The sequence below is a fragment of the Flavobacterium sp. WC2509 genome, from assembly GCF_052683105.1.
Genome location: NZ_JBQZFG010000001.1, coordinates 3,940,243 through 3,964,169, shown reverse-complemented (window position 1 = coordinate 3,964,169; position 23,927 = coordinate 3,940,243). Strand labels below are relative to the sequence as shown.

11 protein-coding genes are annotated in these 23,927 nt (G+C 35.5%); all 11 read left to right on the top strand.

Annotated features, from left to right (window positions below):
* Positions 1-8 precede the first annotated feature (8 nt).
* Complete coding sequence (locus ACUN3A_RS16485; RefSeq protein WP_445552380.1) at positions 9-1,685, top strand: heparin lyase I family protein; 1,677 nt, start codon at positions 9-11, stop codon at positions 1,683-1,685.
* Positions 1,686-1,749: 64 nt separating this feature from the next.
* Positions 1,750-3,726 (top strand): heparin-sulfate lyase HepC, encoded by a 1,977-nt coding sequence (gene hepC / locus ACUN3A_RS16480; protein WP_445552379.1) that lies wholly within the window; start codon positions 1,750-1,752, stop codon positions 3,724-3,726.
* 232 nt (positions 3,727-3,958) lie between these two features.
* Positions 3,959-5,935 (top strand): heparin-sulfate lyase HepC, encoded by a 1,977-nt coding sequence (hepC, locus tag ACUN3A_RS16475; protein ID WP_445552378.1) that lies wholly within the window; start codon positions 3,959-3,961, stop codon positions 5,933-5,935.
* Positions 5,936-6,979: 1,044 nt separating this feature from the next.
* Entirely contained in the window at positions 6,980-10,132 is a 3,153-nt protein-coding gene (locus ACUN3A_RS16470; protein ID WP_445552377.1) for a SusC/RagA family TonB-linked outer membrane protein, read from the top strand.
* Positions 10,133-10,149: 17 nt separating this feature from the next.
* Complete coding sequence (locus ACUN3A_RS16465; protein WP_445552376.1) at positions 10,150-12,048, top strand: RagB/SusD family nutrient uptake outer membrane protein; 1,899 nt, start codon at positions 10,150-10,152, stop codon at positions 12,046-12,048.
* A gap of 73 nt (positions 12,049-12,121) precedes the next feature.
* Entirely contained in the window at positions 12,122-12,460 is a 339-nt protein-coding gene (locus tag ACUN3A_RS16460) for a hypothetical protein (RefSeq protein WP_445552375.1), read from the top strand.
* A 434-nt stretch (positions 12,461-12,894) separates the two neighbouring features.
* The gene (locus tag ACUN3A_RS16455) at positions 12,895-14,154 is read left to right on the top strand and encodes an MFS transporter (protein WP_445552374.1); all 1,260 of its coding nucleotides are present in this window, start codon (positions 12,895-12,897) and stop codon (positions 14,152-14,154) included.
* Positions 14,155-14,461: 307 nt separating this feature from the next.
* Positions 14,462-15,427, top strand: a complete 966-nt coding sequence (locus ACUN3A_RS16450; protein ID WP_445552373.1) for an ROK family protein — start codon at positions 14,462-14,464, stop codon at positions 15,425-15,427.
* A gap of 216 nt (positions 15,428-15,643) precedes the next feature.
* Positions 15,644-17,029, top strand: coding sequence for a sulfatase family protein (locus ACUN3A_RS16445; RefSeq protein WP_445552372.1), 1,386 nt, complete (start codon positions 15,644-15,646; stop codon positions 17,027-17,029).
* Positions 17,030-17,053: 24 nt separating this feature from the next.
* The gene (locus tag ACUN3A_RS16440; RefSeq protein ID WP_445552371.1) at positions 17,054-19,738 is read left to right on the top strand and encodes a DUF4962 domain-containing protein; all 2,685 of its coding nucleotides are present in this window, start codon (positions 17,054-17,056) and stop codon (positions 19,736-19,738) included.
* Between the two features lie 140 nt (positions 19,739-19,878).
* Positions 19,879-23,925: a two-component regulator propeller domain-containing protein gene (locus ACUN3A_RS16435; protein ID WP_445552370.1), complete on the top strand. Its 4,047-nt coding sequence runs from the start codon at positions 19,879-19,881 to the stop codon at positions 23,923-23,925.
* Positions 23,926-23,927: the final 2 nt, after the last annotated feature.

The following is a 23,927-nucleotide window of genomic DNA, read 5'->3' as shown; positions in this document are numbered from 1 at the left end:
TAACGATTATGAATTTCAAACAAATTTTTCTACTTTGTGTAGCCATTTTTGCAACTGCTATAGGTCATGCACAAGTCGTTACCAATACTGTATTTACTGCTGACTATGAAAATGGAACTACGAATTCTGGTAACTCAGGTATTGATCCAACACACGCCACAGCAGCCGATGCCATATCTATGGTACAACCTGGTGCTACTGGTGCCTACGCAATAGGACACACCATAAAATTTGGAAATCCTGCTTATATTTCCGACGGTTATTACCGTAGCGAATCTTCTACTATAGATGCTTACCAATATTTTCCTGGCGAAGAGCGCCGATATGAAGTAAGTATCAAAATGCAGGATTGGCCTGCATGGACTACTACAGACCCGCTTTACGGAATTGTTTTATTCCAGCTTAAAATGAGTGATGGTGTGGGAGAACCATTAAGGGTAATAGCCCAACGAAATCAAATTCAAAGCCGACGTGATATACGCGATGCCAATGGTCAATCAGTAAGAATTACTGGAAGTTTGGTAGATAATTACAGACCATCTGTAAACCAGTGGATGCACTTTCGAATTGATGTAAAATGGGCTACTGATGCTACCGGTTATATAAAATTATATGCAAAACTACCTACCGATACAGATTACGTCCTTAAAGAAGAACAAAACAACATTGTTACTTTCGTTGGCGACCCTGCTGTGGGCAATATTGGCTATTTAAAATGGGGAGTATATACCCAAGAAGGGAACCCAGGAGCCGTATTAGAGAACAGTAATCTTGTTTTTACAGCTCACCATGATAACATAAAGGTATATGAACTTAACCATGCCAGTATTCCAAAATTACTTTGGAGCAATCCTATTAGTAATGCTAGCGGGAATAGTACGATAAATTTTACTAGCCCCATTACTACTGGTAACACAACCAATACTTATATTGAAAATGACGGCTCTACCGTGCCCAACTTTTTTTATTCCGGGGCTCCTTTAATTCCTAGCAACTTATCCAATAGAGTAACATTAAACGGTTGGACTGCAGGTCTACCAACAACCCCATCTCCGTTAGACCTTAATCAATACTTTGAATTTAAAATAGCTCCAAAATCTGGATACCGCATTAATTTTGCAAACTTTCAGTTTACCAGTCGCCACGGAAACACAACAAGTCCTCTTACTTATGTGATGCGTTCTAGCAAAGATAACTTTACTTCAAATATTGCTCCACCTGTTACCCTAATTCTTACAGCCAACGATATTAACCAAGCAGTCGCCAGAACTGCTGATTTATCAACCTTACAGGATATAGATTCCCCAATTACAATACGCATGTACTGGTATGGCAATACCGCTGGTACAACTAACCGAGATGTAGGTATTAACGATTTTGCTTTTAATGGAAATATTGTTCTAAAACCTATTACATTAGATGTCAAAACACATTCATTAACAAATGAATTAAACGTAATTGTAACTCCTAATCCAACCAAAACAGTGTTCAAAATAAACATTACTGGAAATTCTTCGCAAACTGTTTTTGTTGATGTGTTTGATATCTTAGGAAGAAGTGTCAGTTCTATAAAAACAAATGCTGACCAAACGATAACAATAGGTAATGACCTAATTCCAGGAATTTACCTTGCTAAAATAACTCAGGATAAGAAAACAAAAACAATGAAGTTAATCAAACAATAACGTCATATTTGATAAACAATAAACAATCTCATTTAATGAAAAATAATAACTAATAGTAGTAACCATGATGAATTTAAAAAAAACAACTTTATTGATTTTACTGCTACTATTAGCAGGTTTATCTAATGCACAAGAGTCTTTGATTAACGAAAAAAGTTTTGAAAACATCAACCTTTCCTACCCTGGTCTGGAAAAAGTAAAAGAACTTTATAATTCAAACAAGTACGACGAAGCGGCTAGAGAACTCGTAACCTATTACCGTAATCGAAAAAGCATTAAACAACCCGATTTTAACGTTGGTGATGAAGCTCGATTTAGAGGGGTCAATATCGGAAAAAGCAATCAGGAAAAGGCAGACAATGCGTTGCTGCACAAATTTCAGCCCCATAAAGGATATGGTTTTTTTAATTATGGAGCAGACATTAACTGGGAATATTGGCCAGTAAAAGATAACGAAGTACGTTGGCAACTACACCGTGTTACTTGGTGGCAATCTATGGGAATGGCATATCGCAGCAGTGGTGATGAGAAATATGCCAAAGAATGGATTTTCCAATTCAGAGATTGGACCAAAAAAAATGCTTTGGGTTTATCTAAAGAAAATGATCGCTATGCTTGGCGTCCATTGGAAGTTTCTGAGCGTACGCAAAGTCTGCCTGGCACCTTCAATTTGTTTGTTGTCTCACCTAATTTTACTCCAGCCTTTTTATTAGAGTTTTTAACCCTTTTTAACCAACAGGTAAATTATATAACCGCCAATTATAGCAAAGAAGGTAATCATTTATTATTTGAAGCACAACGCGTTTTGAGTGCAGGCGCTTCTTTTCCTGAACTTAAACAGGCCGGAAATTGGCGTAAAAGCGGTATCGAAATTTTGAATCGCGAAATAAAATTACAAGTCTTTGCCGATGGAATACAATGGGAACTTTCGCCAACCTATCATGTAGCTACTATTGAAATTTTCATGAAAGCCTATAACTCGGCTAAAATGGCAGGTGTCGCAAATGAGTTTCCGGAAAGCTATGTAAAAACCATCGAAAATATGGCAGAGGGAGCAGCAAAAATTTCTTTTCCTGATTATAACAACCCTATGTTTGGCGATTCATGGCTTGTCACTAAAGAGGCACGAATGAAACAATTTCAAAATTGGGCAAAACTATTTCCAGATAATCAAATGCTAAAATACTTTGCTACTGATGGCAAAGAAGGTGCTACAAATTACTTGTCAAGTGCACTGCCAAATGCTGGTTTTTATACCTTCAGAAACGGATGGAATAATAAATCGACTGTGATGATTGTTAAAGCGGGACCACCAGCAGAATTTCATGCCCAACCCGATAACGGAACATTTGAACTTTGGGTCAAAGGACGCAATTTTACACCCGATACAGGCTGTTACATTTACAGCGGTGATGCCGAAGTTACCAAAATGAGAGATTGGTACCGTCAGACAAGAGTACATTCTACCCTTACCCTTGACAACCAGAATATGGTAATTACGAAAGCACAACAAAACAAATGGGAAGCAGGAAAAAATTTGGATATTTTAACTTACACCAACCCTAGTTATACTGATTTAAACCACCAACGCACTATCCTTTTCATCGATCAAAAATACTTTTTAATCATTGATAAAGCCATTGGAAAAGCTACGGGTAATTTGGGAGTTCATTTTCAATTAAGAGAAGACAGCAAACCTGTTTTTGACAAAACAAAAAATAGCGTCAATACCACTTACGCGGACGGAAACAACCTTTTAATACAATCATTAAACACAGACAAAGTATCTCTTAACGAAGAAGAAGGAAAAGTATCTTATGTGTATGCAAAAGAAATAGCCCGACCTGCATTTGTTTTCGAAAAAGCTAAAAACGATGATAAAACACAACAATTTATCAGCGTGGTTTATCCGTACGATGGTGATAAAGCTCCAGAAATTAGCATTAATGAAAACAAAGGCAACGACTTTGAAAAAGGAATCATCAACTTGACTTTGACCATTGATGGTAAAAAAAGCGAAGTAAAATCAAATTTGAAGTAAACAAATAATAGCAATTATAACTCGTTGAGTGTAATTCATAAAGTTTTCATTAAACACATAGGAACATAGACTTCATTGAAAAAAGAATAACAAAAAGAAATATATTTCTTTCACATAGAGTACTATGTGTGCTTCTAATAAGTGAAACGCCTCTTTTTTGAACTTACAAAATCTATGTCCCTATGTGTTTAAAATAATTGTACCCAACTGTTAATTATAAAATAATATACTCATGAGTTTAAAAAAAATAGCCAGTATTATTTTAGTTTGCTTTTTGCATTTAACGTATGCAAAAACCAAGCTTCCTATTGATAAGAATAGTTTTGATATTATTAATTTAAACTATCCCGGTCTTGAAAAGGTAAAAAATGCAGTCGAAGCAAAAAAATACGACGAAGCGGCCAACGCTTTGCTACAGTATTATCGAATTAAAATCGGCTCGAAAGAACCTGATTTCAGTAATTTAGAAATTCAGGTGGATCCTAAAGGTCCGCTTGATGCCAAAACTCAAGAAATTGTTGACAATGCCATGTTGCATCGTTTCAAAACCCAAGAAGCCTATGGTTTCTTTGATTTTGGAAAAGATATTGACTGGAAGCTTTGGCCGATAAAAGATAATGAAGTTCGCTGGCAACTACACCGGGTAAAATGGTGGTTATCCATGGCTTTGGCCTACAAAACAAGTAAAAATGAGGCATACGCCAAAGAATGGGTTTTCCAATTTAACGATTGGGCAACAAAAAATCCTTTAGGTTTATCCGAAGATAATGATAAATATGCCTGGCGACCATTGGAAATATCAGATAGAATACAAAACCTGGTACCCACGGTAAGTATTTTTATCAATTCCCCAAATTTTACACCAGCTTTTTTGATGGCTTTTTTAAAAAGTTACCATCAACAAACCGACTATTTAGCTGACCACTACGCAGCGGACGGCAATCATCGTTTATTCGAAGCGCAGCGTACCTTGTTTGCCGGAGCTTCTTTTCCAGAATTTAACGATGCCCAAAAATGGCGCAAAAGCGGTATTGACGTATTAAACACTGAAATCAAAAAACAGGTTTATCCAGATGGTGTCCAGTTTGAACTGTCTCCTGTTTATCATGCAGCAACTATCGACATCTTTACTAAAGCATACAAAGGAGCTCAAAAAGCTGGCATCGAAAATGAATTCCCTGCAAGCTACAAACAAACCGTAGAAAAAATGGCGATGGCTTTCATCAACATTACTTTCCCTAATTACAATCAGCCTATGTTTGGCGATTCATGGCAGGCAAAGAAAGAATTCAGACAAAATCAGTTTAGTAATTGGTCAACTATTTTTCCGAAGAATAAATTCATCCAATATTTTGCCACCGATGGAAAACAAGGAGAAAAACCAAATTGGTTTTCAAATGCGTTAAGTACAGCTGGTTTTTACACCTTCAGAAACGGATGGGACGAAAAATCAACCATAATGGTGCTTAAAGCCAGCCCTCCAGGTGAATTTCACGCCCAACCCGATAACGGAACTTTCGAACTTTGGGTAAAAGGACGCAATTTTACTCCTGATACAGGTTGCTTCGTGTATAGTGGTGATGCTGAAATCATGAAAAAAAGAGATTGGTACCGCCAGACAAGAGTACATTCTACCCTTACTTTGGACAACCAGAATATGGTAATTACGAAAGCCCAACAAAACAAATGGGAAACGGGTAAGAACTTGGACATATTAACCTACACAAATCCAAGTTATACTGATTTAAACCACCAACGCACAGTACTTTTTATTGATCAAAAATATTTTTTAATCATTGATAAAGTCATTGGTAAAGCCACAGGAAATTTGGGAGTTCATTTTCAATTAAAAGAAGACAGCAAACCTGTTTTTGACAAAACAAAAAACAGCGTCAATACTACTTACACTGACGGAAACAACCTTTTAATACAATCATTAAACACAGACAAAGTTTCCCTTAACGAAGAAGAAGGAAAAGTATCTTATGCTTATGCAAAAGAAATAGCCCGACCTGCTTTTGTTTTCGAAAAATCTAAAAACGATGATAAAACACAACAATTTATAAGCATAGTATATCCATACGATGGTAATAAAGCTCCAGAAATTACAATTAAACCAAATGCTGGCAACGATTTTGAAAAAGGAATTATAAACCTTAGTGTTACAATTGACGGTAAAAAGGGTGAAATAAAAAGCAGTCTGAACTAAAACTATCTTCTTATACAAATCAAGACGTCTAAAAGCAATTTTAGGCGTTTTTTTATGCCTTTAAAGTTCTTTATTTAGTTGGATTTTTATCTCTGAAATTTTATTAAGATGGAAGAAATAATACCAATTAGAAATATAGAGGAGTCTAATTATTTTTGTCAAATCTGGTGCAGTCGAGATTCAATAATGGTTCTCGACTGCGAACTGACAATAAGACTATTTTATATTTCTAAATAGTATAAAATCAATTAAATGGTATTATACTTATAAAAATCAGTTTTAAAAACAGTAGCATATTCGAAGAAATTTTTATTTTTTTTACTCCGAAAACGTTTTAGTAACGAAATTCAATACTTTAGTATTCGGCGAACATTTAAAAAATAAAGAGAATTCCTTATATCTAATCTCAAACAATAAAATTTGAAGTTTGAAAGCATAAATTACAGCTAAAAAATGTACTTAATTTAACATTATCGTTTATTTTTTTAACCTTTCATAAAGCTTATTCCAATTAAATAAAATCAATAGTCACGGTACTTTCCTCCTTCCCTACTTCACAAAAAACGCTAAAAAATCCTTATCTTTACTAGTAGTTTAGGTAATTGAAAGGACGTTTAATCAAAATCAATAGTATTTTGGACGCATTCAAAACTGGTGTAAATAGTTGATTTCTATATTTGTTATTATTAAATCAATTTTTAACCCAACTAAACCAAAGAAAAATGAACCGAATACCACAAAATCTTTTTTTATTTATTAGACCCAAAATTCCGCAGCGACTTTCAGAGGTTAATTAATTGTTATAATTGCAGCAACCTAGAAAAATCAAACAGTACTCAATAGAGAAAACTATATAAACCAAAAGTCGACACAAAATTGCTACAGAAGTAATTCAAAATTCGATAACGTTTCAATATCTAGAGATAAAAATCTTTTGAAGTACAACAAAAAACAGCAGCTATTTTATATTAAAAAACTAAGTACCAACTCAAATAACATCAATTAGGAATAAAGGTGAAATTTATTCCAGTTAAAACAAAAATTATGAAAAGGACTATATTTTTATTTTTGTTGCTTACAACTTGCAGTCTTATCTATGCACAAGATAATATTACTGTAAATGGTATTGTAACTGATGGGCAGAGCTTGCCTATGCCTGGAGCAATTGTTTCAGAAAAAGGGACAAACAATAGTACCGTTACCTCAATGGATGGTATTTATAAAATCAAGGTAAAATCCAATGCTACTTTAGTATTCTCTTTTTTAGGTTCAAAAACTACTGAACTAAAAGTGAATAATAGAACGACAATAAACACTAAATTAATAGATGAATTAAACAATCTAAACGAAGTTGTAGTAGTGGGTTATGGTACAAAATCCAGAAAAGATCTTACCGGAGCTATATCTTCTGTCAAAGGAGAAGAACTAGCCAAAGTACCCGTACAAAACGTAGCGCAAGCTTTGCAAGGACGAATTGCAGGTATGCAGGTCAATATGAATGACGGAACACCGGGATCTGATCCTTCAATTAAAATAAGAGGTGGAATGTCTATCACGCAAAGCAACGAACCTTTGTATGTTATTGATGGTGTACCACAAACCGGAGGATTAGGATTTTTAGATCCTATGGATATAGAATCTATAGATGTACTAAAAGATGCTTCTTCAACGTCTATTTATGGTGCTCAAGGTGGAAATGGAGTAATTTTAGTTACCACAAAACAACCAAAATCTGGAAAAGTAACAATTAGTTACGATACTTATGGAGGTATTAAACAGATGACTTCTGAAATCCCAGTAATGGATCCTTATGAATTTGTTCAATTATCCTATGAGAGATCAGCAAGTGACCCTGTAAAATTGGCTTCATTTACAAAAAATTATGGCGCTTTTGATCAGCTAGAATCGCTTTATGCTAACAGACCTGGTAAAAATTGGCAAAAAGAAGTTTTTGGAAAGCCTGTAGTGACTCAATATCATAAATTAAGTATTAGCGGAGGAGAAAATGAAACTAAATTTAACATTTTCTATTCTCTTAATGATGATGAAGGTGTCATGGTAGGAAGTGGTTCAAGAAAGAACATCACTAAATTATCGATAAACCATAACGTAAGTAAAAAGTTTTCGATTAATGGTATTTTTAATTACTCTAATCAAAAAATTACGGGATTAGGTACAACCGAAGGCGGAAATCCAAGATTAAGTATGTTGCAATCGCTATTGCGTTACCGCCCGGTAAATGGGTTAGTAGGATCGGATGATGATCTTGAATATCTAACAATAGACCCATTCGATACTGGTCTTTCATTACAAAGTCCACTAGTTACTATTGAAAATCAACAAAGAGAGTCCGTTAAAAAGGCTATCAATGCAAGTTTACAACTTCAATATAACTTTACTCCTAAATTAGTGTATAGAGGATTAGTTAGTTTTACTGATAACAATACTAAAAACAAATATTTTAATGACAGTGAAGGTATTGACGCTATCAGAAGTGGTGGTGCTAATGGAGGAATTAGTGAAGTTAGTACAAGCCGCTTCAATTACAACAATACCCTTACCTATAGTAATACATTCAATAAAAAACACAAATTTGACGCTACTGCTGGTCAAGAATATATTTATAATTATTCAGAATCACAATCTGTTAGTGCTACTAATTTTCCTGTTGTAAATTTAGGCTGGGATAGATTAGACTTAGGAACTGTTCCCGGAATTCCAACATCACTTGCTGAAGATGATAAAATACTGTCTTTTTTCGCAAGATCAAATTACTCCTACAAAAATAGATATTTGCTATCAGCAAGTATACGAGCTGATGGTTCATCTAAATTCGGAACAGAGAACAAATGGGGTTATTTCCCGGCAGCGTCTGCAGCATGGAGAGTAATAAATGAGGAATTTATGAAAAGTGCACCTGTATTTTCTGACCTGAAACTTCGTGTCAGTTATGGTCAGGCAGGAAATAATAGAATAGCCAATTATGCTGCATTGGGTATTTTTAATTCAGGATCTTATCCTTTAAACAATCAAACTGTTTCTGCTGCTTTTCAAAAAAATATTCCTAACCCAAATTTGAAATGGGAATCAACTCAATCTACCAATCTAGGTTTAGATTTAGGTTTTTTCAAGCAAAGGATCGCACTTACTACAGAATTGTATGATAATCGTTCGGTAGATTTACTATATAACACTCGTATTCCAGCCAATGCAGGTTTTACAAATCAATTCCAAAATATTGGTTCTACCTCTAGTCGTGGTCTCGAATTTACTTTAAACACAGTAAATATTAAAAAGTCTGATTTTAATTGGAACACTAGCTTTAACATATCGTTTAATAAAACTAAGGTTCTTAGTCTAAGTGAAGGTGAAACTTCATTATTAACCAATAGTTATGCACCTAATGTAAACGACTACATTTTACAAGTAGGAAAACCAGTAGGAATCATGTACGGTTATGTAAGCGATGGTTTGTATCAGGTAAGTGATTTTGATTATAATGCAACATCTGGTGCCTATACTTTAAAATCAGACGTAGTTAAAGATAATATTGTAGTACAGCCAGGATATATAAAACTTAAAGATATTAGTGGTCCAAACGGAGTTCCAGACGGAATAATAAGCGATTTAGACAGAACTCCAATAGGAAATACAAACCCTAAATTTTTTGGTGGTTTAAATAATAGTTTTACTTATAAAGGAATCGATTTCAGTATATTTCTTAATTTTAGTGTAGGCAATGATGTCTATAATGCTAATGTATTAAACAATGCAAATCTTAATCAAGAAAACTTAAATACATTGGCAATATTTGCTGACCGATGGACAACCATCGATGCCGCTGGGCAAAAAGTTACTGATCCAACTCAATTAGCAGCTCTAAACGCAGGAAAAACGAATCCAGTATACAACGGAAACACTACAGGTCGTTTGTATAGCGATATTATCGAAGATGGTTCTTTTTTACGTATCAATAACATTAATTTAGGATATACTATACCTAAAAAATGGCTAGAAAAGACAAAAATATCAAATTTGAGATTTTACTTGACCCTTTATAATTTATATGTATTTACCAAATATTCGGGTTATGATCCTGAAGTGAGTGTAATCAATAATGCCCTAACTCCTGGAGTTGATTTTAGTGCTTACCCAAGATCTAGATCTTTTATTACAGGTTTAAATATTTCACTATAATTTAAAAATTAAAGAAAATGAAAAATAAAATATTTTCCCTAAAAACATTTTTAGCCGTAGGTGTAGCTTCTCTCCTGCTCCCTCTTAGTTCTTGTGATAACGAGATTGAAACAGCCCCATATACTTATTTCACGTCAGATACCTTTTTCTCAAATATGGATGAAGCTTATATGGCAACATTAGGTGTATACCAAGTCATGTCATTACAAGCTACCTATGGCTGGAATATTCCACAAGTTTTTGATGCTGATACTGATATTATCCAAATTAGTGGTGATACTGATGTTGATTGGAGAACAATACCACATTACAAAGGTATTTCTCAAACGGTAACTTTTTACACAGTATGGAGTCAATTCTATGCTGGCATAGATAGAGCAAACGTGGTAATTGAAAGAATACCAAAAATGGAGCTCTATTCGACTGGTACCGAAAGTCAAAAAACCGAATTAAATAGAATGGTTGGAGAAGCCAAATTTTTACGCGGTTTTTACTATTCTGAATTAGTGCGTTTATGGGGAGATGTTCCCTTTAAGACTAAAAGTTCACAATTTGGGGATAATTTTAAAGGAGGTCTTGTAGATCGCTATGAAATATATGCACAAATTATAAAAGATATGCAGGAAGCATCCCTAGTATTACCCGAAGCGACACCAAAAGACGAACGTATCAATAAATGGGGTGCAAAAGCTATGTTAGCCAGAATCGAGCTATTTGCTGGAGGGTATTCATTAAGAGCAGATGGAATCATAAAACGTCCTGACAATTACAAGGATTATTATGTATTAGCACAAAAAGAAATTAATGAAATCATGGCTAGTAATCCTTACAAATTAAACCCATCTTATTCTAAAGTATTTAAAAACCAGTGTCAACATATTTTAGAACCTACCGAAAACATTTTTCAAGTTGCTTTTTATAATTCTGCAGCAGGAACAACATTAGATAATACTTCTTGGTCAGGTTATTTCAATGCACCAGCTGCACCTTCTGCTACTGATAGTTTCTATGGTAGTACAGCAGCTAGATGTCTAGTTCCTAAACCTTTTTATACGAGTTTTGCGGCAGGAGATCAACGTCGAGATTTCTCAATAGCAACTTATGTCTTTGATGCTCTTGGAAACAAGCTTGCACGTACAACAACTACCCAAGACCAAGCATGGACAACTGCCAAATGGAGCAGAGAATACCAAACCAATTCTGTTCTAGAAAGAATTAGTACTAACATCAATTGGGTAATTATGCGTTATTCTGATTTATTATTAATGCGTGCTGAAGTCGAAAATGAATTAAATGAGGGACCAAATGCAATCGCTTATGACGCTATAAATCAAGTAAGAAGAAGAGGTTTTGGTACAGATATACCAGGCAGTAGAATAGCTATTACTTTAGGAAATAAAGGTACAGGATATACAGCTGTTGCCAATGTTATTATGCAAATTACTGGTGGTGGTGGTACTGATGCTGCGGCAGGTGTAGTCACTCTTGCAAGTGGTGGTATTGGTACCATTACAATGCTACGCTCTGGTGATGGTTATACTTCTGCACCAACAGTAACATTTACCACTACAGATGGAAAAGGTTCTGGAGCCACTGCAACAGCTACACTCTTAGCAAAACCTACGGCTGCACAAGTTAATCTTGCTGGATTAGACAAAGCGAATTTTCTTAAAGCAATACAACAAGAAAGAGCTTGGGAACTTTCTGGAGAAGGAATGCGTAGAGCTGATTTAATTAGATGGGGAATTTTAGCAGATAAGATAACTGAAACGAAAAATGCAGTTAAACTAATACGAGCTACCTATCCTTATCCTGCTTTTGACTACTTTACTAAAAACAAACACGAATTGTATCCTTTTCCAACTAACGAAACCGATGTAAACAAAGGTATTACAAGACAAAATCCTAATTATTAAACAACTAAAATCTTAGGAGTTCGTTTATTTAAAACTATTAAAAATTTTCATTATAAAATATAAAACTAAAATCATGAAGAAGAAAGCATTAGTATTTACTATGATATTGATCAGTACGATTACATTTTCACAGACTAAACCAAAAAGCACAAAAGAACTAAGAGATTCTATTTTTACAGTAATGAAACTTTCTGACGAAAACAGACAAAAAATGTTTGACCTGATAGCAGAAAACGGTAATGGCCAGAAAGCTATTAAACAAGATCTGAAGCTTACATTTACGAAAAAAGATGAAAAAATGGAGGCTTGGAAAAAAGAAATTACTGCAAAAGAAAAAGAAATTTTAACACCTGAACAATTTCAAATTTGGCGTGATTTCGGAAAATATTTAAGTAGCAGACCAAAGCAGTAATCCTCATCATTGAAATTAAAGAACAATCAAAAGTTGAATACTAAATTATTCAACTGAATAAGAATGCAGAGCCAAAAGCTCTGCATTTTTTTAATCAAAAATCTCAAAAGACAGTTATTAAACTGAGTTCGATTATTGCAGGTTTTCTTTTTTGGATAATAGCAAAAAGGCTAAAAGTTGTCTCTTAGCCCAATGTTATTAAGTTAAGCTTTGTATTTTCTCGCTAAGTCGCAAAGACGCAAAGTTTAGGACTGATTTCTTTGCGACTTAGCGGCTTTGCGAGAGCTATATTTTAAAAAAAACTTAGCATGAAATCTTTAACTTAATGACATTGCTCTTAGCCAAGATAGAAGAGAAATCCTTATGGCCTGGTGTCCGAACGATAAGTATAGTAAACGATACTGTTATTTTTCATCAAACTTAAAATTTATCAAATGAAAAGAAATAATTTCTTAGTGGGGGTGATATTACTAATTTGGTTTGTAATATCATTTGTAACCAATATACTAGGGCCTTTAATGCCTATTATTATTCAAACGTATAAGTTAAGCCTGACTATGGCTGCCTTCCTCCCCTTCTCTTTTTTCCTCGCCTATGGCATCATGTCTATTCCCGCTGGCGTTTTAATTGAAAAAACAGGTGAAAAAACCGCAATGCTCATTGCTTTCTCACTCAATCTTGTCGGAGCTTTGGCTTTTGCCTTTAATCCACAATATGATGTGGCACTAGCTTCTTTATTTATTATTGGTATGGGTATGGCCATGTTACAGGTAATCATTAATCCGCTGATGCGAACAGCAGGCGGAGAAGAACATTTTGCCTTCTTTTCGGTATTGGCACAGCTGATATTTGGCCTCGCCTCTTTTATAAGCCCATTTGTTTTTTCTTATTTAATGAAAGAACTGTCCGTACAAGGCGAACAAAGCAACATGCTTACCGAAGTTCTTGCATCGCTGGTAAAAGGTAATTTATCATGGACTGCTTTGTACTGGCTTTTTAGTCTTATTTTTTTAGTCGTATTGGTATTGTTACTAATAATAAAAATACCGGTAGTTCAATTGAATGAAGATGAAAAATCCGGTGCCATGAGTGCTTATGTTGAGTTATCCAAAAAGCGGGAAGTATGGCTGTTCTTTTTTGGAATAGTAGCATACGTAGGCACAGAGCAATCTTTGGCAAACTGGATGTCTGAATTTTTAAGGGTATATCATGGCGTCGATCCTAATATTGGCGGCGCCAGTGCAATAGCTGCTTTTTGGGGATTAATGACACTCGGCTGCCTGCTGGGTCTGGCCGTATTAAAACTATGGGACTCAAAAGTGGTATTAAGAACAGCTTGTATCACTTCCATGATACTGTTATCTATGGCGCTGTTTGGAAACAAGGAAATGTCATTATGGGCTTTTCCGGCTGCGGGATTTGCCATTTCGGTTATGTTTTCCATTATTTTTTCATTGGCTTTAAATTCGGTAATTAAAAACCATGGTTCTTTTTCCGGTATATTATGTTCCGGTATTTTTGGCGGCGCATTGGTACCGCTTATTGTAGGTTCACTGGGAGATTGGATTGGTCTGCGTTATGCGCTGCTGTTTTTATATAGTACACTTAGTTATATCTTATTTATGTCTTATTATGCCAAACCCATAATTACAAACAAAGTGTTGAAATTGAAAGAAGTTTTTGGAATGCAATAATATTTGACACTTAAATGCAGAGCAAAAAAGCACTGCATTTTTTTTAAAAGCCAACAATAACCCACAAACACCTAAAAATTCTCATCGTTTGAATGAATTTTAACCAAATTCGATAGGTTTTTGGTAAAAACCTAATTTAATCCACATACGAATATCTTTATTTAGCAGTACGAATTCTACATACTCTATTTATGATTGCAAAAACGAAACATCCACTAATTAATGAAGAGATGGCCATTAGAAAAAAACATTTACTCTTTCAAAAAGAACAAAAAGAGTCAAAAACAATACTATTAAACCCTGTATTATGATAACTAGCAATAACATTCAAACGCCACAATCCTTTGCTATCGGAATTGATATTGGAGGCACTTCGCTTAAATGCGGAGTTGTTAATCAATCAGGAGAAATACAATTTTCGTTTTTGGTGCCACTCAAAGAGTCAAAAACCGAAGATGAAATCACAAGCCAAATTGTTATTGCCATTCTTCAATGTGCCGATAAAATTAACGGACCTATTCTAGGTGTCGGAATTGGTTTTCCCGGGGTTATTGATAATGATACCATTATTGGCGGTGGCGATAATTTACCTGATTTTGAACAATTGGAACTGGGTAAAACTTTAAAACTATTAACTGGTTTCAATATTGTAATGGATAATGATGCCAACTTAATGGGGCTTGGCGAATTAATCTACGGTGCTGCCAAAGATTGTACTGACGCCATTTTTCTAACCGTAGGTACCGGAATTGGTGGTGCTATTATGATTAACCAAAAACTACATGGAGGTTACAAAAATCGTGGTGCCGAATTAGGTCATATCATTATTCAACAGAATGGACTAGCCTGCAGCTGTGGCGGACGTGGCTGTTTGGAAGCCTATGCATCGGTTACGGCACTTATCGATCACTATCAATCATTAAATAAATCTTCGTCAGAAGAAATTGACGGTCGCTACATTATAGAAAAATACCTCTCAGGTGAAGTTCATGCCATCGAGACAATGGAACGTCATTTCGATTATTTGGCTGCCGGTATTGCCAGTTTTGTAAATGTCTTTAGCCCACAAAAAGTGGTTATTGGTGGAGGAATTAGCGAATCAGGGCAATTTTATATTGATGAATTAACGCGTAGAACACAGAGCTTGGCAATGCCAGTTTCGTTAGCCAACACCACAATTGTGGCTGCCAATTTAGGCAACAAGGCCGGTTTATTGGGTTGTTGTGCCAATGTTTTTCAAAAATTTAAAGCATTGGATTATGCAATAAAATAATACTCTGGCAAAAAACAACAGCTGATATCCGTAATCCATTAGTTCAAACTGCAAGTAATTACAGCTATAATTAGTATTAAACAAAGGCTTTAACTAAATTTAATACCATTTTGCACAAATTTAAAACCTCTTTAAAATATTGATGGCTAAATTCGTTTGTGTTTTAAAAGTTTTTAAATCAAAAAAAAATAATCTATTACTAAATATTAGTTAGATATGATATTTAAAAAAAACATATTGCTTTTATGCCTGTTGGGAGTAATCAATACTCCATTGATGAGTTTTGCCCAAACTGCTACTCGCCCCAACATTCTGATCATAATGACCGATCAGCAAACTGCAGATGCTATGAGCATTGCCGGCAACAAAGATTTGCACACCCCAGCAATAGATAAGTTAGCGAAAAACGGAGTTCGTTTTACCAAAGCGTATTGCGCCCAACCTTTATGTACGCCTTCACGAACAGCTATATTTAGCGGAAAAATGCCTTTTGAAACTGGTTTTATTGGTAATGCTACAGAGAAAGATGGGCAATGGCCGAATGATTTATTGATGATGGGAAAGATTTTCCAAAACGGAGGTTACAAAACGGGTTATGTGGGCAAATGGCATTTACCTGTTCCTACTACCAAGAAAAGTCAACACGGTTTTGAATTTATCGAAAACACAAATTTTCTGGATTATAATGATGCAGCGACACCTTCTTTCTGTGCCCGTTTTATCAAAGAAAATAAAAACGCTCCTTTTTTATTGGTAGCTTCTTTTTTGAATCCGCATGATATTTGCGAATGGGCTCGAGACGAAGATTTAAAAATGGATGTTTTGGAAAAAGCACCTCCGGCAGATCAATGTCCACCCCTGCCTGCCAACTGGGAAATCCCTGCTTACGAACCTAAAATTGTTCGTGATCAGCAAAAAACAGTTGGTTTACGCACCTACCCTTCTGTAAATTACACACCCGAAAAATGGCGTCAATACCGTTGGGCTTATAACCGCTTAGTCGAAAAAGTAGATACCTATATCGAAATGGTTATGGGATCACTTAAAAAATATGGTATCGAAAAAAACACCATCATTATTTTCACTGCCGATCACGGTGATGGTTATGCAGGACACAGTTGGAACCAAAAACAAATCCTATACGAAGAGGCAGCAAAAATTCCTTTTATCATTTCGAAAATGGACGGTTCTATAGCTCCACGTACCGACGATATGTTGGTTTGTAATGGTATTGATATAATTCCAACCATTTGTGGCTTTACTGGAGTACCAAAACCAGCCTATTTAAAAGGAATTGATCTCAGCAAAAAAATAGCTGATCCTTCTTTGAACTTACGTGATACCTTGGTCATTGAAACCGATTTTGCAGATAACGAAGAACTGTTAGGCATTAGCGGACGCGCCGTAATCACCAAAGATTTTAAATACATCGTTTACAACAAAGGTGAAATTAAGGAACAGTTATTCGATTTAACTAAAGACCCGGGAGAAATCACCAATTTGGCGGTAAATAAATCATACAAAAAACAACTCATCGATATGCGCAATTACTTAAAACAATGGTGCAAAAAGAACGGGGACAATTTCATTTCAGGATTATAATCGGTCTAAAAGAATAAAATTATCATGATCAAGAAAACAATATTTGCATTATCGCTATCAATTATAGGTCTTTGTGCTTTCGGGCAACAACAGTCCGCAACCATTAAATTGACGGAAGAAAAACTTCACGGGCGTGTGCGTGAATGGCCTTATCCTGTTAACGGTGTTACTGTACCGACCAATGCGCCTGCTTTGTTATGGCCTGCGACCAACGGTAAAAATATGGTAAAATCAATGGAAACGGGCAGCGAAGTTCCCGAAGACCCAAACATTGGTAATGTACGTTACAAAGTAATGTTGGCCAGCGATAAAAATTTCAAAACCAATTTGATTAGCAGTGGCCTGCAAAGTTGGGCTGTTTATCCATTACATCAAGCATTAAAACCAGGGAAATGGTATTGGAAATACGGTTATGCACTTAAAGGCAGTAATCAATGGACTTGGTCACCAATTTATGATTTTGTGGTTGATTCAAAAAATGCCGGAGAAAAAGTATCGCCTCCTGTCAGTGAAGTTATCAAACGTAACGAAGGTCCACATCCGCGCCTGTGGAATATGACGCAAATTGGTGAAGATTTTTATCGCAACAATCTGGAAAACCCAGAGGCTAAAAAATTCATTGCTTTTTGCGAAAAATCGATGCTAGAGCCTTTGCCTGTTGAAAAACCACGACGCATTATTGATACCGTTGGCAAAAACGCCTTAGAAAAAAAGATAATTGTAGAAAGAATGTACCACGGTTTTGGCGATATGGTGGGTACACCGGTACATAATTTGGTCATCGCTTATCAATTAACGAAAGACAAACGCTTTATTTTGGATGCCAAACGCAGAGCGCTCAATATTCTTAAAATGGATCCTAACGGATTAGCCACTCGTGATGATTTTACAAGTGGTGCTGTTTTGGAAGCTTTGGGTTGGTTTTACGATGCGGCTTATGATTTATTATCTTCAGAAGAAAAAGAAGAGTTCAAAAAAGTAATCACTTTTAGAGCTAAACGCATTTACAACCACTTGCCTAATCGTTTCGAACTGCATGTAAGCGATAATCACGTGTGGCAATTTACCCTGCGTAATTTGGCTATCGCCAGTATTGCAACCGTAAATGAAATACCTGAAGCCAAAGAATGGCTTACGTATATGTACGAAGTTTGGTCGGCACGTTTCCCTGTTTTGGGCACGACTGATGGCGGCTGGCATGAAGGGAATGGCTATTTTAGGGTCAATTTTAAATCTAATATTTATCTTTCACAACTGTTTGGTGATTTTACCGGGGTAGATTATTTCAAATTACCATGGATGCAGAACACTCCGCTATACATGGTGTACACGCATCCAGTAAACTCAGCATCAACAGCGATTGGCGATATGTGGGAGAATATCCCTACCGTAGTAAAAGGCGAGGCAATTTATGCAGATGCATTGACCTACAGGATAGACAATCCTTACCTTAACTGGTATGTAGATGAAATTAAAAAAACGAATCCGACCTATTTTAATGGAACCGATGATTATTTGTTATTCCGTTTGCTAAACGCCAATCCTAATAAGAAATCAATCATTACATCCCTTGATCAATTGCCAAAATCCAGAAAATTTGGCGATGTAGGAGTGGTTGCCATGCACGAAGATTTGGAGCATGCCAATAAAAGTTTGAGTAGTTATTTGTTCAGCAGTCCGTTTGGTTCTTCGGGTCACGGTCACGCTTCGCAAAATGCATTTACCATCAATTATAAAGGAAAAGTACTCTTTGGCGGAACTGGTTATTACAGCAATTTTAGTGACAAACACAACCTTTTGTATTACCGTTCCTCTAAAGCTTATAATACGATTTTGGCCGATAGTTTGAACCAAAAAATTGGTGAAGAAGGTTACGGATGGATTCCGAGAGCTATTTCGGGGCAACGCATTCAATATGCTTTGGGAGATGCGAGCAATGCCTATGGTGAAATTAAAAGTGATTTCTGGCTGGACAGATTCAAACAAATCAATGTTATACCGAACAAAGCAAACGGTTATGGAGATTCTGGCGTAACTTTATACCGCAGACATATGCTGCAATTGGAAGGCGGATATATTGTTCTTTATGATGAATTGGAAGCCAATAAAGCCGTAAAATGGACGACTCAATTTCATTGTCCGTATTATACGATTGAAGGAGAAAATTCGGCGAATGCCAAAGAACAAAACTTCATTGTAAAAACAGATTTAGGAAATGTAAATGCAAGTGTTTTTGCTAATAGTCCGCTGAAAATGGCGGTTCATAATAAATTTTACGAAGCTGCGGTAAATTGGAACAAAGTAACCAATGATGAAGGCGAGATTAAAGATTTTAAAGACCAATGGCACGCTGGAATCACTTCTGAAGCCAAACAAAAATTCCGATTTTTAACTATTATTCAGGTAAAAGACGGGAAAACCGAAATCATTAAAACAATTTCAAATAATAATGGTTTAGCCCATTTACAAGTCGGAAATTGGGAGATTAAAGTACAATTAGACGGTGAAAAACCTGCCGCATTACAAGTTGACGACAAAGCAGCAAAATCATTATTCAGCTACGGAAATTTACCAATTCAATTTGAAGGAAAAGCCTATACTCCAAAAATTATCGGAAGCTCTATAGTATTAGAAATGAATGGCACTAAAGTAAACAAACAGGAAGTTATAGACGAATTGCCAGATGTAGCCAAATATGACAGAGATTAAAACGGACAAAATCCATAAATCATAACATCGTTGTCTCTTTGTCCCAAATTGCCTATCTTGTTGTAAATAATTTTAATGAGAAAGAAATGTTTCACAAAGGAAAAATAAGCGTAGAAAAAACAAATATAATTTACACTGCCATGAGAAAAAAGATTGCTTTTATTGCACTGTTTTGTCTTGCTCTTTTTGCAAATAAGAGTCATGCTCAAATGCAGGATCGCTATTTCCGTAACATTTCTGTAGATAAAGGTTTGTCGCAAAGTAGCGTTTTTGCTATCCGCCAAGATACATTGGGTTTCATCTGGATTGGAACTCAGGATGGTTTAAATCGTTATGATAGTAAAGGTTTTAAAGTATATCGCCCAATAAAAAATGTAAAAAACAGCTTGCAATCCTACTCCATCCGAAGCCTTTTTATAGATCATAAAGGACAATTATGGGTGGGTGGCAGTCAAGGAATCAGTGTTTATAATTATGATACGGACAGTTTTTTAAATTACCAACTTCCTCGTAGCCTCGGTGAATGGTACATCTCTTCAATAACAGAAGATGCTAGTCACCAAATCTGGATTACATCAATTGTTGGTGATGTTTTTGTTCTTGCTCCAAAAGCCGAAAAATTTACTACCGTTAAATTTAATGCTTCTTCGCATGAAATTAAAAACATTTCCTATATCGGGCTTTGGCAAAAACAAATTCTTTTAGGTACTGATGTTGGTCTTTTTAAACTAAAACCAAATTCACATCAGTTGATAAAAATTGATTTAGGTGCAAAAAAACCTAATATCAATGATGTTTACACGGAAGGCAAAAAAATGTGGATTGCCACCGAAGGAAATGGTCTAATTCTCTATAATACTGAAAACGGACAAACCAATACGCTCTTACATAATGCGGTTACAAATAGTATAGCCGATAACAACATCAGATGTATAGGAAAAGATACCGAAGGAAATATTTGGCTCGGCACCTTTAGAGGTCTTAGTATTTTGAATCCAAACACCAATTATTTTACGAATTATTACCATCAAATATCACAAGCCTACACCATCAGTCAAAATTCGGTGCGTTGTTTCTTTAAGGATAAGCAAAACGGAATTTGGCTGGGGACTTATTATGGTGGTATTAACTACTATCACAAGAATGATATCAAATTTAATCTGCTAAGCCAAAACTCAGGAAAACCTTCTTTGAATGATGAAGTTATTGGAGTTATAAAACAAGATAACAAAGGCAATTTTTGGATTGGAAGTAATGACAAAGGAGTAAATTATTGGAATAAAGATGCCAATACCATCCGCTATTTTTCCAACAGCGAAAATAGCACTAATAGTTTAAGTTCCAATAACATCAAAGCTATCGAATTTGATGACAACGGAAATGTACTGATTGGAACTCATATTGGAGGGTTAAATCTTCTCAACCCGAACAGTGGTGCTGTACAGCGTTTTCTTCATGATGAAAATAACCCAAGCAGCATCGCTAGCGACTTAGTCTATAGTCTCCTAAAAGATTATAAAGGGCGTATTTGGGTTGGTACCAAATCTGGTTTGGATCAGTTCCATCCGGAAACCAAATCTTTTACACATTTTCACTTAGATAAAGCGGGCAAACGTCCCACTTCTGACGATATCACCTATCTTTTTGAGGATAGCAAACATCGCATCTGGATTGGAACTACTAATGGTGTAACCCTATTTTATCCTGATAACCTTTTATTTGGAGACATAGGACGCGGAAAACGAAGCGATGATATTATCAATTGTATTACCGAAGATCAAAAACACAGAATCTGGATTGGTACCAGACAAGGATTACGGCTATATGATGAATCGCAGGAATCCTTTATCAGTTTAAAAACCAGAAAAGATTTTGCCAAGGAAACGATTTACGGGGTACTACCTGATAATGATGGAAACCTTTGGATTTCAACAAATAGCGGATTAATCAAATTCAATCCTGATAAAGATTTCGTTCAGAAATTTGATGAAAGTGACGGCTTACAGAACAAGCAGTTTAATGATTATGCGTTTTGCAAAGCCAAAGATGGTATGATGCTTTTTGGTGGCATCAAAGGCATTTCTTATTTCTATCCTTCAAAAATTAAACAACAGCCATTGCCTCTAAAACTTAGTTTTACGGCATTAGAAGTTTTAAACAAAACGGTAACCGTTGGAGATGACACAAACATTCTGGAAGAACATATCGATCAAAACAATGAATTGGAAATTGGTCCCGAATACAAACAGTTCAGCATTTTCTTCAATACATTCAATTACATTTCTTCCAATCGAACTTACTATTATTACAAATTAGACGGAATCGATAAGGATTGGCAACGTACCGATGAATTGAAAGTCAGTTACAGCAATTTGCCGGCGGGAAATTACAATTTCCAAATCAAGGCAATTGGTCCTAATGGCGAAATGAGTCCCATTCGAAGCTTAGATATTGACATTCTGCCACCTTGGTACAAAACAATCTGGTTTTCGTTATTACTACTAACAATCATTGGTACTGCAGTATACATTGGTTTTAGAATTATAAATGAAAGAATAAAAGCCGTTCAGCAATTAAAATTAGAACGTATTGACAAAGAAAGAGTGAGTTATATTAATCAGGTAAAAATGGACTTTTTTACCAATGTTTCCCATGAATTGCGTACGCCATTAACTTTGATTTTAGCTCCGCTCGAAGAATTATTGAAACTACCTTTTTCGGATAAAATAACTAAAAAGAAACACGAACTGATGTTTATCAATGCCAAAAGGCTTTACAATCTAGTTGACCAATTATTCGAGTTTCGAAAAACGGAAATGGGAACGCGTCAGCTTAAAGTTGGACAAGGAGATATTGTACGTTTTACCCGCGAAATTTTTGAGTCATTCAAACCACTTTCAGAAAAAAATGGTATTCATTATACTTTTAATTCTTCTGAGGAACAGCTCCTTTTTTATTTTGATAAAGATGCCATGGAGAAAATTTTGTTCAATCTTTTATCAAATGCATTCAAATACACTAAAACGGGTCAAACTATAAACATTGAACTTCTTAGTAAAAATGATACCGTAGAAATCAAAGTTGCCGATACAGGCGTTGGAATTAGCCAAGAAGATTTATCTAAAGTTTTTGACCGTTTTTATCAGGTTAATAATCGCGAAATGAATCTAGGCTCAGGCGTTGGTCTGGCTTTTACCAAAAGTTTGGTCGAACTCCATCACGGTAATATAACAGTCGAAAGTATCAAGGAAAAGGGAAGCATCTTTACAATATCAATCCCTACTTCTGATATAAAATATAAAAACGATCAGCATGCCGAAGAATCTGCTTATGAACTGTCTATCATATCTGACAATCAACTCGAAACAGACGATTCATTTTTACATGAAGAAAATGAAATAATCGAAAGAGATCAGCCTATCAAACTGCTTATTGTAGATGACAACAAAGAGATTTTAGATTATCTACAGGATTATTTCAGCAAAATATATGAAGTCACTACCGCCAATGATGGTCGAATGGCTTTGGATCTTTTGGAAATTCAGCCATTTGACATGATTATCAGCGATGTGATGATGCCGGAATTGGACGGTCTGCATTTTTGCAAAAAAGTAAAACAGAACATCAATACCTCGCACATTCCGTTTATGCTTTTGACGGCAAGAACCGAAACCAGTCAACAAATAAAAGGACTAGAAATGGGTGCCGATGATTATATCACAAAACCGTTTTCGACCCCTTTATTGGCTACTAAAATCACAAATTTGTTGCGTTCTAGAAAACGATTAAAAGAGTATTATTCAATAGGCAAAGAAATGGTTCCTGAGAATATTGCTTTTAATGCACTTGACGAAGAATTTCTAAAACAGGCGATTCATATTGTAGAAGATCATCTGGCTGATTCTGAATTTTCAGTTGATGTATTCAGTAAACAAATAGGAATGAGTCGTTCCAATCTGTATTTAAAATTGAAAGCGATCACTGGTGAATCGGCGATGGATTTTATAAAAAGAATCCGATTCAAAAAAGCGGTTGAACTGATGCAGAGCAAACGATACACCATTGCGCAGGTTACCTACATGTGTGGTTTTAACTCTCCATCTTATTTTTCGACAGCATTCAAACAGCATTACGGTTGTATGCCAAGTGAATATTTAGCCAAATTAGAAGAACCAAAAGACCAATAGAC